The 17,897-nt window shown below is 53.6% G+C and carries 14 protein-coding genes; 10 read left to right on the top strand and 4 right to left on the bottom strand.

What is annotated here, in order from left to right; all coding sequences use genetic code 11:
* Positions 1 to 4: 4 nt before the first annotated feature.
* The 3 genes from NXS13_RS02025 (at position 5) to ileS (ending at position 4,988) form a co-directional block, all read left to right on the top strand.
* A complete protein-coding gene (locus NXS13_RS02025) occupies positions 5 to 292 on the top strand; it encodes a YggT family protein (protein WP_259076133.1) in 288 nt (95 codons plus the stop codon).
* A 324-nt stretch (positions 293 to 616) separates the two neighbouring features.
* Complete coding sequence (locus NXS13_RS02020) at positions 617 to 1,522, top strand: DivIVA domain-containing protein (RefSeq protein WP_259076135.1); 906 nt, start codon at positions 617 to 619, stop codon at positions 1,520 to 1,522.
* A gap of 307 nt (positions 1,523 to 1,829) precedes the next feature.
* Positions 1,830 to 4,988 carry an isoleucine--tRNA ligase gene (gene ileS, locus NXS13_RS02015; RefSeq protein WP_259289270.1) on the top strand — a complete coding sequence of 1,053 codons (3,159 nt, stop codon included), beginning with the start codon at positions 1,830 to 1,832 and terminating at the stop codon, positions 4,986 to 4,988.
* Positions 4,989 to 5,035: 47 nt separating this feature from the next.
* Here the strand turns inward: ileS and NXS13_RS02010 are convergent, their stop codons facing one another.
* Positions 5,036 to 5,923, bottom strand: a complete 888-nt coding sequence (locus tag NXS13_RS02010; protein WP_259076139.1) for an SGNH/GDSL hydrolase family protein — start codon at positions 5,921 to 5,923, stop codon at positions 5,036 to 5,038.
* A 98-nt stretch (positions 5,924 to 6,021) separates the two neighbouring features.
* Between NXS13_RS02010 and NXS13_RS02005 the strand changes: the two genes are divergently transcribed.
* Positions 6,022 to 7,407, top strand: a complete 1,386-nt coding sequence (locus NXS13_RS02005) for a DNA polymerase IV (protein WP_259076142.1) — start codon at positions 6,022 to 6,024, stop codon at positions 7,405 to 7,407.
* On the opposite strand, the gene NXS13_RS02000 is transcribed toward NXS13_RS02005, so the two are convergent.
* Positions 7,404 to 8,345: an asparaginase gene (locus NXS13_RS02000; RefSeq protein WP_396124697.1), complete on the bottom strand. Its 942-nt coding sequence runs from the start codon at positions 8,343 to 8,345 to the stop codon at positions 7,404 to 7,406. The genes NXS13_RS02005 and NXS13_RS02000 overlap by 4 nt on opposite strands.
* Before the next feature lie 108 nt (positions 8,346 to 8,453).
* Here NXS13_RS02000 and NXS13_RS01995 point away from each other — a divergent pair, with 108 nt between their 5' ends.
* Complete coding sequence (locus NXS13_RS01995; RefSeq protein WP_259076146.1) at positions 8,454 to 9,056, top strand: hypothetical protein; 603 nt, start codon at positions 8,454 to 8,456, stop codon at positions 9,054 to 9,056.
* Positions 9,057 to 9,098: 42 nt separating this feature from the next.
* Entirely contained in the window at positions 9,099 to 9,797 is a 699-nt protein-coding gene (locus NXS13_RS01990) for a peptidylprolyl isomerase (RefSeq protein ID WP_259076148.1), read from the top strand.
* A gap of 581 nt (positions 9,798 to 10,378) precedes the next feature.
* Here the strand turns inward: NXS13_RS01990 and NXS13_RS01985 are convergent.
* Positions 10,379 to 11,308 (bottom strand): hypothetical protein, encoded by a 930-nt coding sequence (locus NXS13_RS01985; RefSeq protein WP_259289269.1) that lies wholly within the window; start codon positions 11,306 to 11,308, stop codon positions 10,379 to 10,381.
* Between the two features lie 102 nt (positions 11,309 to 11,410).
* Here NXS13_RS01985 and lspA point away from each other — a divergent pair, with 102 nt between their 5' ends.
* The 3 genes from lspA to NXS13_RS01970 are packed head-to-tail and all read left to right on the top strand — an operon-like array spanning position 11,411 to position 13,325.
* Entirely contained in the window at positions 11,411 to 11,863 is a 453-nt protein-coding gene (gene lspA, locus NXS13_RS01980) for a signal peptidase II (RefSeq protein ID WP_259076152.1), read from the top strand.
* A 41-nt stretch (positions 11,864 to 11,904) separates the two neighbouring features.
* Positions 11,905 to 12,792 carry an RluA family pseudouridine synthase gene (locus NXS13_RS01975; protein ID WP_259077082.1) on the top strand — a complete coding sequence of 296 codons (888 nt, stop codon included), beginning with the start codon at positions 11,905 to 11,907 and terminating at the stop codon, positions 12,790 to 12,792.
* Between the two features lie 5 nt (positions 12,793 to 12,797).
* Positions 12,798 to 13,325 (top strand): hypothetical protein, encoded by a 528-nt coding sequence (locus tag NXS13_RS01970; protein ID WP_259289268.1) that lies wholly within the window; start codon positions 12,798 to 12,800, stop codon positions 13,323 to 13,325.
* Here the strand turns inward: NXS13_RS01970 and rarD are convergent.
* Complete coding sequence (gene rarD / locus NXS13_RS01965; RefSeq protein WP_259076156.1) at positions 13,300 to 14,199, bottom strand: EamA family transporter RarD; 900 nt, start codon at positions 14,197 to 14,199, stop codon at positions 13,300 to 13,302. The genes NXS13_RS01970 and rarD overlap by 26 nt on opposite strands.
* A gap of 98 nt (positions 14,200 to 14,297) precedes the next feature.
* Between rarD and dnaE the strand changes: the two genes are divergently transcribed.
* Positions 14,298 to 17,861 (top strand): DNA polymerase III subunit alpha, encoded by a 3,564-nt coding sequence (dnaE, locus tag NXS13_RS01960; RefSeq protein WP_259076158.1) that lies wholly within the window; start codon positions 14,298 to 14,300, stop codon positions 17,859 to 17,861.
* Positions 17,862 to 17,897: the final 36 nt, after the last annotated feature.

Here is a 17,897-nt window from a genome sequence, read left to right as displayed (position 1 = left end):
CTCCGTGGAAACTATCAAAATTATCCTGTTGTGGGCGATCGAACTTTATCTCTTCGTCCTTATCGCGCGCATCCTGGTTGAGATGATTGTGACATTCTCTCGAAACTACAGTGCGCCTAGCTGGTTCAACCGGCTCTCGGAGGCTGCCTTCGTGGTCACTGATCCGCCAGTCAAGGCGCTCAGACGAGTGGTTCCTCCGCTCCCACTCGGTGGCGTATCGCTCGACGTTTCCATCCTTATCCTTTTCTTCGCCCTCTCGTTTTCCAAGGTTTTAATAGCGGTTTTGCTCTAAACAGTATGTGAAGGTTCGCAAATCCCCCTCCTAGTCTTGACTTTCGTTGAGGCGCTGGGAGGGTTTTTTCTTGGTAATCGCTCATCATAAGTCACCGTTGGGCAGGCACGGGAGTGCACAAGCAATGGGGTAATAACCTGCAATTTACTTATAGAAATTGGTGCGCATATCAAAATAAGGGGCTAATATAAACGGGAGTCCACTTTTAATTAGTCGTGTCTTCATTACCTTTAGCGACTTTAGTGGGTTATTCTAGGTAAGAAATGTAAGTTCGGCGAGCGACAGAGCACGTCGAAATAGATTGAATCTCGAAGGGAAATTTCCATGCCGCTGACTCCAGCCGATGTGCATAATGTCGCATTCAGCAAGCCGCCGATTGGTAAGCGTGGCTACAACGAGGACGAGGTCGATCAGTTCTTGGATCTGGTTGAGGATACCCTCGCCGAGATTCAAGACGAGAACGACGATCTGCGTAAACAAATCGCCGACTTGCAATCGGGTATCGTTCCTCAGGCTGTACCAAGTGGAGCTAACGAGACAGCTATAAGAGCCGAGGTGGAAAACCAGCTCAAGGCCGAATACGAAAAGAAACTCGTCGAACTAGAGTCGGCTGTGCGCAAGGCTCAGACTGAGGCTCAGTCCGCAAAGGACGAACTTGCTGCCGCCCAGAAATCCGCACCTGCTACCATCGCAGCTCCAAGCGGAGAGGCAGCCTCCGCCGATACCCATATGCAAGCAGCCCGCGTACTTGGTATGGCTCAGGAGATGGCGGACCGCTTGACCTACGAGGCAAAGACCGAGTCCAAGTCGCTTCTTGACGACGCTCGCTCCGCGGCTGAGAAACAAGTAGCCGAAGCTGAGGCTTCCGCTAAGGCTACTTTGGATGACGCTCGCGAGCGCTCCGAAAAGCAGGTCCACGACGCTCATATCACCGCCGAGCGTCTCCTTGAGGAAGCGAAAACCAAGTCCTACCAAGCTCTATCCGAGGCCCAAGCTCAGGCAGATGCACAAATTAAGGCCGCTGAGGACAAGGCTAATGCTCTCCAAGCTGACGCAGAGCGTAAGCACACCGAGACCATGGCTACCATCAAGCAGCAGCAGAATGCTCTGGAAAACCGCATTGCTGAGCTGCGCACCTTCGAGCGCGAATACCGTACCCGCCTGAAGACCCTCCTTGAGTCGCAGCTTGCTGAGCTGGAGTCCCGAACCTCCGCTAAGCCAGCTGAGTAGTTCGGTTAGCTTAATGGCCAGTTTCCACCTCGTGGTGGGAACTGGTCTTTTTTTGTCAGGACGCGCTATAATTTATCTCACTATAGGCAACGATCTCGGCTATCACCGGGGGAGCTTCTCGGAAGAACGGAGAAAACCGCACCGAAGTGCGTTTCCTCTCAGTAGAACTGAGCGGGTGGGACCGTCATATCCTCGCAGCAAGAAAAACGAAGCGGAATGCTGATGGCATTCAAGCAGGGTGGTACCGCGCGACACTAGCGTCCCTGCATCTGGTGGAACCCACAAGTTTTTCTTGAAGGAGCGTTGAATGTCCGAATTCGGCAAAGTTTATCCCAAGGTCGATATGACAGGGGGGTCAACCAGATTCCCCGATATGGAAGAGGCAGTACTGAAATACTGGAAGGAAGATTCCACCTTCCAAGCTTCTATCGACCAGCGAGAGGGGCAGGAGGAATACGTCTTTTATGACGGTCCGCCCTTCGCGAATGGCTTGCCTCACTACGGGCATCTTCTGACAGGCTACGTCAAAGATATTATCCCTCGTTATCGCACCATGCAGGGCAATCTTGTCAGCCGTGTGTTCGGTTGGGACTGCCACGGACTGCCCGCAGAGCTGGAAGCTGAGAAGCAGCTGGGCATCAAGGACAAGGGCGAGATCGAGTCGATGGGCCTGGAAAAATTCAATAAGTTCTGCGCCACCTCGGTTCTTCGTTATACCGAAGAGTGGAAGGACTATGTAACCCGACAAGCCCGCTGGGTGGATTTTGCCAATGGGTATAAGACCATGGATCTCGGCTTTATGGAATCGGTCATGTGGGCTTTTAAGGCTCTCTACGACAAGGGCTTGATCTACCAGGGCTTTAGGGTACTGCCCTATTCCTGGGCCGAGCATACTCCTTTATCTAATCAGGAAACGCGTCTCGACGATTCCTATAAGATGCGCCAAGATCCCACATTAACGGTTACCCTGCCGATCACTGGGTTCCGAAAGGGAAGTAGTGCTAATCCCGATCTTGTTGGAGCGGCTGCGATTGCCTGGACCACCACGCCGTGGACCCTGCCCTCCAACTTGGCACTTGCGGTCAACCCCGACGTTGAATATGTGCGCGTCAAGGTGGGCCCATCGGGAGCAGCGGATTTTGTGGGTCAAGATTTCCTACTAGCCCGAGCCCTCGTGGACTCCTACGCGGCTGAGCTTGGGGACTTTGAGATTATCTCAGTTCACCCCGGTACCGACTTGATCGGACTGACCTATGAGCCGGTTTTCAATTATTTCCTTGACCACCCGCATGCCTTCCAGATCATCGGCGCTGACTATGTCACAACCGAAGACGGCACCGGCATCGTACACCAAGCTCCGGCCTTCGGTGAAGATGATATGATCGCCTGCCAGGCCCATGGAATCGATGTGGTGATTCCGGTGGATATGGATGGAAAATTCACCAGCCTCGTTCCTGAATATGAGGGTTTACTAGTCTTTGATGCCAACAAGGAGATCATCAAAGATCTTAAAAAAGCGCAACGGGTGGTGCGCCATCAAACTATTGAGCACTCCTATCCGCACTCGTGGCGCTCCGGTGAGCCGCTGATCTACATGGCTTTGCCGTCCTGGTTCGTGGCGGTCACTAAAGTCCGCGATCGCATGGTGGAACTCAACCATGAGCAGATCGAATGGATGCCTGCGCATATTCGCGACGGCCAATTCGGCAAATGGCTTGAAGGTGCGCGCGACTGGAATATCTCCCGCAACCGTTACTGGGGATCGCCTATCCCAGTGTGGGTCTCCGACGATGAAAACTATCCACGCATAGACGTCTACGGCTCCCTTGATGAACTTGAGCGCGATTTCGGAGTGCGGCCGACCTCCCTTCACCGCCCGTATATTGATGAGCTCGTGCGTCCGAATCCCGATGATCCGACAGGGGAGTCGATGATGCGGCGCGTTCCGGAGGTTCTTGACTGCTGGTTTGAATCTGGATCGATGCAATTTGCGCAGAAGCATTATCCCTTTGAGAACAAAGAGTGGTTCGACACCCACGCACCAGCAGATTTCATTGTGGAATACTCGGGGCAATCACGTGGCTGGTTCTACACTATGCACGTTCTGGCTACGGCTCTCTTCGACCGCCCAGCGTATAAGAAGGTAGTTGCTCACGGCATCGTACTCGGCGACGACGGTCTGAAGATGAGCAAGTCCAAGGGCAATTACCCGAATGTCAATGAGGTTTTCGATCGAGATGGGTCCGACGCTATGCGCTGGTTCCTCATGTCTTCACCGATCCTGCGTGGCGGCAACCTTATTGTCACCGAGCAAGGCATTCGCGAAGGTGTACGCCAAGCTTTGCTGCCCATGTGGAATGCTTATACTTTCCTCCAACTCTATTCCTCGAAGCCGGCCCAGTGGTCCCTAGATTCCGAGGACGTCCTCGACCGCTATATTCTGGCTAAGCTGCACGATTTGGTGCATAACATCACCACAGCGCTCGATGCAACCGACGTAGCACGGGCCTGTGATGAGGTGCGTTGGTTCTGTGATGCATTGACGAACTGGTATGTGCGTCGCTCCCGTGAGCGTTTCTGGGCGGGCGACGAAGAGCACCCCGAGGCCTTCAACACCCTCTACACCGTGCTTGAGACGCTCACCCGTCTAACCGCGCCACTACTGCCCATGATCTCGGAGGTTATCTGGAGGGCCTTAACCGGAGGTCGCTCTGTGCACTTAACGGACTATCCTCGGGCCAAAGATTTTGCGGCCAATGAGAACTTGGTCGGCGCCATGGATGATATCCGCGGGGTATGCTCGGCGAGCTCCTCTGTGCGAAAGGCTCATAAGCTACGTAATCGATTACCGCTGTCGAAGCTCACGGTGGCTCTTCCTGAGGCAGAACGGCTGGCGGAATTTACTTCGATCATTCGCGACGAAGTGAATGTAAAAAATGTAGAGCTAACTTCGAATGTTGATTCTGTGGGCCGCTTCGAGGCCGTCGTGAATGCCAAGGTAGCTGGTCCTCGCCTCGGCAGGGACGTACAACGGGTGATTAAGGCTGTGAAGGCTGGTAACTACGAAATTCTAGAGACCGGAACCCTGCTTGCCGACGGCATCGAATTGCAACCAGCAGAATTTAGCGAGCGGCTCGTCGCCGCCGATCCAGCCTCGACGGCAGCCATCGAGGGCGTCGGTGGACTGGTGGTATTGGATACGACGCTCTCGGAGGACCTTGAAGCCGAGGGATGGGCCGCTGATATTGTGCGCGGTCTTCAAGACGCCAGAAAGAATAGTGGCTTTGAGGTATCCGATCGCATCAGCGTGGTGCTGTCGGTGCCAGGTGAGAAGGTGGAATGGGCTCAACGCCACCGCGACTTTATCGCTGGCGAAGTATTAGCCACCGAATTCTCTATCGTGAGCAACGAAACCTTGGATCACGAGGTGCTCAGTGGAGTTAGTGCGCACCTGCAGCGCAGCTAGGTTATAAAAAGTTATAAAAAGGAGGCCTCATAGCGAGGCCTCTTTTTTTACTGTAGATTCAAATACTCGGCAACCTTGCGAGCCTGGAATTCAGTACCTAATTCGGTGGGGTGTAGCGGCAACATCGGATCGCGCGCCGGAGTATCCACAATGGCTTTGATATAGCGCTGATTCTCAGGTGCACACAAACCGTGCCCAATCGAATCGGTATAGACATCGACGTACTCTACCCCTAAAAGTGGGGCGGCCTCCTGCATTGCGTGATTTAGAGCACGCACGTAGTCGTAGGCACCCACTACAGGTATGGATAGGTGGATCGGAAATCCAAAGCGATCACTACTGATCAAGCAGCCTTGATTATCGGGGCCGACAACTTCGGGATATCCCACCAATAAAATACGCGCCTGCGGAGCTAATTCTTTAATGCGGCTGATCGACTCTTTTATACGAATAATATAATTATCAGTGGTGACAAGGGGCGTTGATCCAGCAAGGCCGTAGTCACGGACACCATTCCAGGATTCATTTCCTCCGATAGTGATGGTGACAATCTGAGTATCGGGGCCGAGAGCTCGAGATGGGGCGGCATTGTTGAGAAGTGTCATCATCGTGGCTTTGACTGGCCGGCCGATATAATCGTCGCGGATGACAGCACCTGAACAGGTGAAATTAGCAAAACTGTTGAAGTATCGAGCAAGCGCTTCTGGGTATGAGATATCCCCATATCGGCAGAATTCATTGGGGTTAAGAATCTCGTAGTGTTCCGTGGTGCTAGGGTTCGCGGCGAAGGAGTCGCCGAGAGCCACGTACTCGGCGCCAGTTCCGGAGCCGATAAGCGTTGTGGAGTGGAGTTTTGCCTGCGCCGGGGTGCAAGTGATGGCGAGCAATATGATGAGTGTGAGGACGTATTTGGTCGATGTTTTTATCGCGTACACATTAATCATATTAGTTGTTTTGACTATCAAATAATAGCCATATTTTCCCTCAAATTTCCGCATTTGCACCTGATAGTGCTTTTAGTACACTTGTTCGCATGGATAAGAGGTGGGTACTGCACATTGATATGGATGCCTTCTTCGCCTCAGTGGAACAGCTCACCAAACCGACCCTCAAGGGACGCCCCGTCCTTGTGGGCGGCACCTCCGGGCGCGGAGTAGTAGCGGGCGCTAGCTATGAAGCGCGTGCCTTTGGTGCCCATTCAGCCATGCCCATGCACCAAGCAAAAAATCTCGTGGGATATAGTGCCGTAGTTATCTCACCCCGGAAAAACGTCTACTCACTAGTATCTCAGCGGGTCTTCCGTATTGTGAAAAATAAAGCGGGTCTCATCGAACAGCTCTCTATCGACGAGGCATTCCTAGAGCCGGAGAACCTACATGGTCAAGAGGCTGAAGAGGTGACAGCGTGGGCTGAAAACTTGCGACAAGCAATCCGCGAAGAAACAGGACTCACGTGCTCTATTGGGTGCGGAAGCGGAAAACAGGCCGCAAAAATCGGGTCTGGTTTGGCGAAACCGGACGGAGTAGCTGTTATTAATCACGAAGATGAGCGCGAAATTCTCGGTGCTCTGCCAGTAGGAAAACTATGGGGAGTCGGACCAGTGGCTTCCCGCCGATTGAAAGATCTAGGGGTTCATACGATTGCCGATTTTGCCGCGCTTGAAGAAAAAGAAGTGGAAATTGCCCTCGGTCGAGCCACAGGGCTAGCTTTGTGGGAGATTGCCCGGGGAAACGACAACCGTCCCGTAGCCCCCCGCGCTATTGCAAAATCTGTGGGCGCCGAATTTACCTACTCAGAAGATTTGATCGCAAAAGACGATGTGGACCAGGCTTTGCAGCGCGCTTTTCGCAGCGCTCACCAACGTTTGCTCAAAGATGGACGAGGAGCGCGCACTGTCAGTGTCAAACTTAAAATGGCCGATCACCACAACGAAACACGCTCCCACTCTTTCCTCTACGCCACCGACGACCAGCAATTATTAGAAAAGACAGCGGAATTGCTCCTCCGCTATCCGCAGGAAGTAGGACCTATTCGCCTCGTCGGCGTATCCTTTTCCAACCTCGAAATGCCGAGCCAGGAGATGCTATTCCCTGAATTGCTGCCCAGTAAACCAGTAGCGTCGGCAGAGTCTGACTACGAGGTCGGAGTCCGTAGCTCGACCCCAGAAATCAGCACCGAGGTTGATATTAGTTCCCACGATAATGGCGGATGGCGCCCCACCCAAGATATCTCCCATCCTGACTATGGTCATGGGTGGATCCAAGGATGTGGACACGGAGTGCTGACCGTCCGTTTTGAAACCCGCGCGACAGGCCCGGGATTTATTAAGACATTCTCAACCGACGATCCCCTCCTAGAGCCGGCTGATCCTATAGCGAGCCTGGCGTGGCCAGACAACCTAGCTGAGGAAGATTTCTAAAAGAGAGTTTCCGGCACACGGCCTGAGGCGATGGCAATCGCGAGGAGCACGCGAGCCTGGGCGCTGCGAAAATAGCGCGAGCCTACGACACCATGGGCCTTGAGAGTACTACCACCGCCCGCCCCGCCGTACAATGCATTCACTTCGCCTCTGGGCACACGCGTGCTTATCACAACGGGAATATTTTTCTCACGGGCGTCGATCAACGCCGCCGCCATCTCAGCACCAACATTTCCGGCCCCCATCGCCTCGACAACAAGACCGTTCGCTCCAGCTGCTAGAGCAGCATCGACAAGAGTGCGCGGAGCCCCAGGATAAGCATAAATAATGTCAACCCGAATATCTTCAAGTGGAACCACCGGCACCGGCTCTGCCCGCTCGGGTTCCTCGGGTGCATTCGTGGCAAAACCGAGGAAGTCTCTGGTATGCCATTTCATCATTCCGCGTGCGGCTAGGACCGCGCGACCGAAGGTGACCAGTACTCCTATATTACGAGCGCTTGAATCTAAAGCGACTATTACAGCATCAGCAAGATTATCGTAGCCGTCATAGTGCTCCGAATCGAACGGTTCCTGGGAGCCAGTAACAACAATCGGGCGAGCGTCGGTGTGGAAGGTATCGAGGGCGATCGCTGTCTCTTCCATCGAATCGGTTCCGTGCGTGACTATGACACCCGTTACCGTGGGATCGCGCAGGGCTTCGTGGCAGACAGTAACGATGGTGTCGATGGTGGCAAAGGTCATGGCGGACGAGTCAATGACGCCAACAGACCTGACCTCAAACGTGCACTGATCATGAAAACGCTGGCGAATCGGGGCGATGAGTTTTTCGCCAGTAATTTCTGGATGGCGAGCGCCGCCGGCATGTGCCACGGAAGCGATGGTTCCGCCGGTGGTCACGACAACAATCTTGGGCAAGGTAGGAGAGCTCATAGATATAGGGTGCCACAGTGGCTGGTGGTGCGAGAATTTTTCGCCCTGAGGATATTCCTGCGATAGTCTAGAGGGATTAGATCCGATCGTGAACCGATAAAGGAGATTTCTTTGATGACCTCGTCGAAAATCGCGGCCCTAGCGCTTGCTGCCACCACCGCATTCAGTTTGAGTGCCTGCTCGACCGATACCGATGCAACCACCGATACGGTGGCCCCTACAGAGACCACGATGAGTCCCACGGAGGCTATGGCCCCCAGTCTGCCTACTGCCGAGGAACTCAATGCACTCTTGGCTCTCGCAGCCGACCCCAACGTGCCAGTGGAAGAGAAGACCAAAACAGTCCAAGGTGGCGAAACTGTACCAGAGCTCTTCCAGGTCATGACCGATTCTAAGTTGGAATCAGGTGCAGAGTTCCAAGTGGTTCAGCCCATTCTTCCCGGTTATACCCCTGACTCAGTACTGGCAACGGTCAATTTCATGCTGCCGGATCGGGAACCTCAACCAGCGGAGAATGTAGAATTCATCTACGAAGATGGGCACTGGAAGCTATCCCAATCCTGGGCCTGTACCCTAATTACCAATACGGTCACTCCCGAACAGGTCCCACCGCTATGTAATGAGACCTTAGGTAATGAGCCTGCTGCTCCTGAGAACCCTGGGGTGCCAGCGTCCCCAGAAGATGCTGAGATGCCACCAGCCCCACCAGCAGCGTAGAAAATATTAACCAGAAAGATACAGGACGGCGACGAAGAATTGATGAAGAGCTTAGCCAAGATAGCCCTGATCACCTTAAGTAGTGGTGCTCTTATCGCAGGGTGCAGTACTGATAACTCATCGACGGCACCAAATGGCGAAGCAGCGCAAGACGCGACAGCGGTTTTCGCCGCTGAGTGTGGTATCACGGCAGAGGGATTCGGTGATATCTCCGAAAAACTCCCGGAAGACAAACTATCTGACCCGGTCTCCTTAGTCTTTGAAACTAACCGCGGCGATATCCCCTTAACCCTTGACCCGCACAAAGCTCCCTGTACCTCGGCGATTATCGCTCACCTGGCGAAGTCCGGCTTCTACACCAATACGGTGTGCCATCGTCTGACTACTGACGGGATCTATGTGCTCCAGTGCGGCGACCCAGAGGGAACCGGACGAGGTGGCCCCGGCTTCCGCTTTGCCGATGAATATCCGGTTGGAGAATCTGCGCAAGGACTCTATATGGCCGGCACTGTAGCCATGGCTAATGCGGGCCCTGATACCAACGGATCTCAGTTCTTCATCAACTACAAAGACTCCCCATTGCCCCCTAACTACACACTCTTTGGAACCGTGGAACCTGAAGGGATGGACGTTCTTAGGGATATCGCTGCTCATGGAGTCAAAGATGGCGCAGTCGATGGCCCACCCGCACAGAGTGTGGAGATCGAAAAAGTTAGCATATCAGCGCCGAAAAAGAAATAACCTAGCAAAGTCACACCCCTTGGGATTCCCAAGGGGTGTTGTGTATGTGGTATCTCGTGCTCGACGAGAAGATGCGCTTAGGCTATAGAGAGCGTTTCAGCAACTCACCACATAAAACCAGCTATACACCAGCGCTGATGGCGCGATCACCACCTATGCCTTACTGCTTTCCGTGCGAGCACGCACTCCAGCGGCCGCCCGGTGCCTCGAGTCCGGCACCCCGCGAAGCAGGGAATGCGGGGACCGCTTGATCCCCTCACCACAGCAGTGGGGGTATCCTATGCTCGATGAGATAGCGCGCTCACGGCGTCCACACCGCCTAGAGTCGTCGATAAGTGCATCATCAATCTGCCTGTGCGCACCGCGTACCTACGCTACACTCCAGAGCTGAAGGTTGCTTTCACTGGCATCTCTGCGAGCAAGCTGCACAATCTTCCCCCCTATGATCTTGGCTCAAAGACTCTAATTGCTCAGTGCGACAGGACCTATATACATGTTCGTTCCTATAAATCTATTGACCTCATGACGCCTGTGTGGCCGTGGGCAGGGAGGTGGCTGCACCTAGTATCTCCACTACCTTTTTACTGCGGTGGAACGAACTCCACAACGGTGCTGTTATCTTGTACCACCCGCACCTCATTACCCGCGGCTGCATATATAACTCGCGCGATAATTTTTAAACTACCGGAAACAGGCAGCGGGTGGGAGGTATCAATGACTAACTCGCCTTCGCTTACACTCTCGGCGCTGATAACCTCTAGTTTTTCCCCTTGAGCCTCGATGGCTCCCTGCGAGGGACGTTGCTGAACACTCACTCCTAGTCGCACCACAGATCCAAATCGCTCGAGAAGCTCGAAGGTCATATCCTGTAAGTAGCTGGCGGAAGCACTAGTGATCCGTGATTCAACTGTCCATCTAGCGCCGACCCCAACGGGCTCTTGGGGGAAAACTACCGGTAGCCCCACCAGGGTCAGCAAACTGTCTTCTGTCTGGGCTCGAGCAGCATCTGTGGCCTGAGTGGGAGCAGCAAAATTAACGGAAGAGATCCTCCCGGAATCGTCAGCGAACCATCCAAAACCGAAGCCGCGGGCAGTATCGAGATCGGTATCGGAATTGGCGCTGCGTACCTTGAGAAAAACGCTTCGAGTGGACTCTTCGGATTGCTGAGCAGGGACGCTCTCCGCAGTGACCTTAAGCGTGGTCACCGCAGGTGACGCCGCGTCTAAGGAAGGCTGGAGGCTGAGCGTATCGCCGGTCGATATCTGCTGACTCAGCGAGGACCCGACCTTCACGGTCGCTGCTTGAGTGGGGGTGTTGTGATCCTGAAAGATCAGGGGGTTGCGGGGGCTTTCTCCTTTCTCAATAAGTCGAACTCGTGGGGGCTGTAGCGCTAGACCTACAGCCTGGTCAACCGGTACTTGATCGCGCTCACCGGTGACACTACATCCTGCAATACCTGTCAATATGATGGCTACCGAAAGACTGACAAGGGTACGAGAGAGAGAAAACATGTACGTAGCCTACCTGTTGGTAGCGGGGGCAAGGTAGCGAAAAGAGGGACCTTTTGCAAAGATAAGAGGGTGCAGAGATCGAAAAGCTTATATTTAACTGGCATGATCTGGGGGATCATCGTGATCTTGGCTCTCCTAGACCAAGGCATCAAAGAGTGGATCCTCGCCAATATCGCCCGCGGTGACAGATGGCCGATCGTGGGGGAGTGGCTGAGCATTCGTCTCGCCTTCAATTCTGGTGCCGCCTTCTCCCTGGGCTCGAGTACGACGTGGCTATTTACGCTCATTAAAACGGTCGTGCTCATTGGCATTCTAGTTTTTTCGTTCCGTGTTAATACGGTGTGGGTCGGTATCGTCCTTGGTCTTGTCGGCGGTGGCACCCTGGGAAACCTTATTGATCGTTTGATACGACCTCCAGGATTCTTTTTTGGGCATGTTGTTGACTATATTTCGGTCTCACGGTTCGCGGTTTTCAACTTTGCCGACGCCTGCCTCACCATAGGAATCGCGATCTATGTGGTACGTTCGCTCCTCGCGGAGAGGAGTGCCCAGTGAGAGAACACCGCACCTTCTCAATCCCCGAAGGTTTAGATGGAATGCGTGTCGACGCTGCCATGTCCAAATTGCTTGGGATTTCACGCACCGTTGCCGCTGAGCTCGCCACTAATGGCGATATATCAGTCGATGGGAAAATCCTGGGAAAGGCAGATAAGATCACCCCAGGTGGCCTTCTCGAAGTGCTTCTTCCTGCGCCACAGGAGCCGCTAGAACCCAAAGCCGAACCTGTTGAGGGCCTCGACATCCTCTATGCTGACGAGGATGTGATAGCGGTAGATAAACCGGTAGGAGTAGCTGCCCACCCCACGGTGGGCTGGGAAGGTCCCACTGTTGTTGGGGGTTTAGCCGCTGCGGGTTTTCGAATATCTACCTCCGGCCCCCCAGAACGCAACGGAATCGTGCAACGTCTAGACGTTGGCACCTCAGGTGTCATGGTAGTGGCGGCGAGCGAGCGCGGTTATGCGATACTCAAGCGCGCCTTTAAGGAGCGGACCGTCAAGAAGACCTATCATGCGCTCGTGCAAGGTCATATGGATCCCTTCCAGGGGACAATTGAGGCCCCCATTGGCCGCCACCCAAGTTCGGGATGGAAGTTCGCGGTGACCACTGACGGTAAATATGCGGTTACCCACTATGAAACCCTAGAAGCTTTCGTGGAGGCCTCGCTTTTAGAAGTACACCTTGAAACTGGGCGGACGCACCAAATTCGCGTGCACACAGCTGCACTGCATCACCCGTGTTGCGGTGATCCGATGTACGGCTCCGATCCGGTTATGGCACAGCGCTTAGGCCTAGAGCGGCAATGGCTGCACGCGGTTAGACTCGGTTTCGAGCACCCCGCCTCGGGTAAATGGATGGAGATCTGCTCACCATATCCACCGGACCTCCGTCATGCGCTCGACGTAGTGCGCGCTGGCAATTCTTAGTAGCCATGGCGGCTGATACTATCCGCGTCGGCCTAGCTGTTGTATCGCTTGCCGTGATGGGCTCGGGTTATAGCTTCTTTGTTGCCGATACTGCCAAGGAACCACCCGTGATCTTTAACGGCGATGTACTAGGGCCAGAACGTGGGGAGACGCGCGCGGATTATCAGCAGCGATCACGTATGAGTAGGCGAGAGCATCATGCCCCCGCTTTTGCCTATATTAGTTTTGTGCGTCCCATCCCCGCCGACCTGGCCGGCGAGATCGTCTTAGCGGTCGAAAGAGTCAATGCGGTGGGGGTAGGCGAAGCTGCGGTCATTGGTATACCCGAAACTATTACTCAACCTCGGGGTGACCATCTAGAGGAACAAATTCGGCTGAAAGGCCTCGATCCCAATGCTGTGACGGGGCTTGTTGTCCACGCCTCACCGACAACTCTTGATCAGGTGGCACAAGCCTCAGAGGTACTCGCTATCGAGGTTCTCCCCTCCGATGCTCGCTGGGGACTGTTTAGCGTTCGACCCGTCTCCTATTAGTCCTATGTGACCGATGGGATCTATGGGATCTGGTGGCGCGAATGAGGGTATCGCTCATATAGATGGCAACAGCGATCCAGATGAGGATAAAACCCATCCACTTCCATGAATCGACGCTCTCGTTGACAACAAAAACTGCCCATAGTAGCTGCATAGTCGGGGTCATATACTGCAACATCCCCACCGTTGACAGTGGTATCATCCGCGCGCCCTTTCCAAAGAGGAGAAGAGGAACAGCAGTAATCACGCCTGTAGCGATCAGAAGGGCACTGTGATGAGGTCCCACGGAGGCGAAACTACCCTGACCGGAGTATTCGAGGTAACCTATCGCCGCTAGAGCGCAAGGAGTGAGCACCAAAGTTTCAGCCGTCAAGGTGAGCGAAGCTGGAAGATTGATTTTTTTCTTAATCAGACCATAGGTACCAAAACTAAATGCCAGACTTAAAGCAATAATTGGGGGCTCACCTGCGAGCACTGTCAGAAATACTACTGCGAGAACCGCAATGCCGATGCTTATAGTCTCGAGAAAACGCAAGCGCTCCTTAAGAAAGATAATTCCGAAAAGAACGTTGACAAGAGGGTTAATAAAATACCCGAGTGCGGCATCGGCCACATGCCCCGAATTAACAGCAATCACATAAATAAGCCAATTCAATGCAATAGCGATACTGGCAAACGACAACCACCCCCACGTTGTGCGGTCGATCTCGCGCAGTCTGCGTGCTGTGCCCGTAAGAGAAATGATGACCAGCATGATAACGGCGGTCCACACAATACGGTGGGCTATAATTTCATAAGGGGAAGCCGCAGCAAGCAGCGGAAAATAAGCAGGGAATAGACCCCACAGAAGATAAGCCGAAACGACATACAGCATAAGCGCTCATCATAGTGCCAGAAGCCTAAAAACCTCGAAAATCTCCCGGCCCACCAGACAGATGCACGGGTGAAGTAAACACACTAGACTCAACACCTATGGCAAAAAAATCTTCCTTCGTACACCTGCATAACCACACGGAATATTCCATGCTCGATGGGATGGCTAAGGTGAATATGCTGGCCGAGGAAGTCTCCCGCCAAGAGATGCCAGCAGTGGGAATTACCGATCACGGCAATATGTTTGGCGCGGACGCCTTTTACCGAGCAATGACCGGCGCCGGCATCAAGCCAATTATCGGCATCGAAGCATATCTAGCCCCCGGTTCTCGTTTCGATCTCAAGCGCCAGCGGTGGGGTGATGAAAGCCAAAAATCCGACGATGTCTCCGCGTCGGGAGCGTATCTACACCAAACAATGGTGGCAGAAACAGCTGAGGGGCTTAAAAACCTCTTTTATCTCTCGTCGATGGCCTCGTATGAAGGTCAACTGGGCAAGTGGCCACGTATGGATGCCGAACTCATTGCTGAGCACGCAACCGGCATTATTGCCACAACTGGGTGTCCCTCCGGCGACGTTCAAACGCGCCTGAGGCTCGGCCAATTTGATAAAGCCTTAGAAGCTGCCGCGATGTGGCAGGACATCTACGGACGAGACAATTATTTTCTCGAGCTCATGGACCACGGCCTCAATATTGAGAACAGAGTTCGCGGCGAATTGCTAGAGATCGGGAAGAAACTCAACCTTCCACCTCTAGTGACCAATGACTGCCATTATGTCTTGGAGTCTCAAGCTCATGCCCACGAAGTCATGCTGTGCGTGCAAACGGGTAAAACAATGCACGACCAAGATCGCTTCAAATTCGACGGCAGCGGCTACTATGTCAAATCTGCCGCACAAATGCGTGAATTATGGGATCATTTGGTTCCGGATGCGTGCGATAACACCCTCTGGATCGCCGAGCGTGTTCAAGACTATGGTCGCCTGTGGGAGCCACATCCCCATGACCGCATGCCCATTGCGGATGTACCGGAAGGACATACTCCGACCTCGTGGCTTCAGCACCAGGTCGCAGAAGGCCTCAAAGAGAGGTTCCCTGGCCAGGAGGTGCCCCAAGAATATCTCGACCGCGCACGATACGAAATCGAAGTAATCGATTTGAAGGGCTACCCCTCGTACTTTTTAATTGTCGCGGAGCTCATCAAATACGCACGTTCGGTGGGTATTCGTGTGGGACCAGGCCGAGGTTCGGCCGCAGGTGCACTCGTAGCCTACGCGCTCACTATCACCAATATCGACCCAATTGAGCATGGATTGCTCTTCGAGCGCTTCCTCAACCCGGAACGCCCCTCGGCCCCCGATATAGATATCGATTTCGATGATCGCCGCCGAGCGGAGATGATCCGCTACGCGGCCGAGCGCTGGGGTGAGGACAAGATCGCCCAAGTGATTACATTCGGCACCGTGAAAACGAAACAAGCGCTGAAAGACGCCGCTCGAACCTTGCACGGCCAGCCAGGATACCAAATTGCCGATCGCATCGCTAAAACCCTCCCGCCTGCGGTAATGGCCAAAGATATCCCGCTATCTGGCATTATGGACCCAGAGCACCCCCGCTACCAAGAAGCCGGTGAGGTTCGCAAACTCATCGAAGCCGACGCAGAAATAAAAAAGATCTACGATACTGCCCGAGGCCTTGAAGGAGTGGTACGGCAGGCGGGTGTTCACGCTTGTGCCGTGATTATGGCCTCAGTTCCACTGCTTGACTGTATTCCCATGTGGAAACGCCCAAATGACGGTGCACTGATCACAGGCTGGCCCTATCCAGCATGTGAAGCCATAGGCTTGTTGAAAATGGACTTCCTAGGGCTCCGCAACTTAACGGTTATCGGCGATGCTATCGAGAATATTAAGATCAATCGCGATACCACCGTGGATCTCGAGAGCCTCGACACCCATGATCCTGAAGTCTATAAATTGCTGAGCCGAGGAGATACCTTGGGTGTCTTCCAGCTCGACTCTGCTGGCATGCAAGAGTTGCTCAAGCGCATGCAGCCAACTGGCTTTAACGATATCGTGGCATCCTTGGCGCTCTACCGCCCAGGGCCTATGGCAGTGGGCGCGCACCATGAATACGCCGACCGGAAAAACGGACGGAAGCCCAAAGAACCCATCCACCCTGAGTTGGCGGATGTCCTTGAAGATATTCTCGCCGAAACTCATGGGCTGATTGTTTACCAAGAGCAAATCATGGCGATCTCTCGCAAGCTGGCCAACTACACCGCGGGTGAAGCAGATGGCTTCCGTAAAGCCATGGGTAAAAAGAAAAAAGAAGTCCTTGAAGCAGAATACGAGAAATTTTCCACTGGCTGCTTCAGCAATGGGTTTTCCAAGGAAGCGGTCGACGCATTGTGGAATGTGATTTTGCCCTTCGCCGGCTACGCTTTCAATAAGTCCCACGCCGCAGGCTATGGACTGGTCTCCTATTGGACCGCCTACCTGAAGGCTAATTTTACAGCTGAGTATATGGCGGCACTGTTAACATCGGTGGCGGACAAAAAAGATAAAATGGCGATCTATCTAGCGGATTGTCGTCACCTCGGGATTTCTGTGCTGTCCCCAGACGTGAATGAATCGCGATTCAACTTCCTCCCTGTGGGTTCCGATATCCGCTTCGGACTCGGAGCGGTGCGAAATGTCGGCGAGGACGTGGTGAATTCGATTGTCAAAGCGCGCGAAGACAAGGGCAGTTATAGAAACTTTTCTGACTATCTCGATAAAATTGACCTCACCGCCTGTAATAAGCGCGTCACGGAATCGCTGATCAAAGCGGGTGCCTTTGATTCTCTCGGGCATCCGCGCCGGGGACTTTCACTTATCTCCGATGAGGCCGTTGATGCCGCCACCGGGCCGAAGAGGGCCATGGATAAGGGGCAATTTGATCTTTTCGCAGGTCTCGGCGCCGATTCGGACTCGAGTCCGGCGGAGATTTTCACTATCGACGTCCCTGATCAGGAGTGGGATAAGAAGCACCAATTGGCTCTCGAACGCGAGATGCTCGGCCTGTATGTATCTGCGCATCCTCTCGATGGCTACGAAGATGCCCTTGCCGCTCAAACCAAGACTCCGCTGTCGATCATCGCTTCACAGGACGTCAGTCATGGCCAAGAGGTCGAGATTGGTGGCATCATCTCAGCCGTTGATCGGAGAGTATCGAAAAAAGATGGTACACCGTGGGCCATTGTGACCGTGGAGGACCATGCTGGTGTGCAAGTTGAGGTCCTGGTTTTCTCGAAGACTTATGCCATTGTGGGTCCACATATCGTTGAAGACAATATTGTTCTCATCAAAGCCCATATCAGTATCCGGGAGGATCGGGTTGGAGTTTTCTGCGATGATCTGAAAATACCCGATTTGGGTATAGGAAATGGAACCGGGTTACCAGTTCGTTTGAACCTGCGCACCGATCAATGCACGATGGAGAATCTTGGCAAGCTCAAATCTGTCTTGCTGGCTAATAGCGGGGAATCGGATGTGTATCTCAACCTTGTCGACGGAGATGAATCGCACACAATGATCTTAGGTGAAAGCCTTCGAGTCGAACGGTCAGCTAGCCTTATGGGTGACCTTAAAGCGACCTTGGGCCCTGGGATTCTGGCTTAAAGAATAAAGGCGCTGCTTGGATATGCAGCGCCTTTA

Origin of the sequence: Corynebacterium sp. ES2730-CONJ (assembly GCF_024834055.1) — a bacterium.
Taxonomy (GTDB): Bacteria; Actinomycetota; Actinomycetes; order Mycobacteriales; family Mycobacteriaceae; genus Corynebacterium.
Note: the sequence above shows the minus strand (reverse complement) of the source record. Positions and strands in the feature narration are given on the sequence as shown.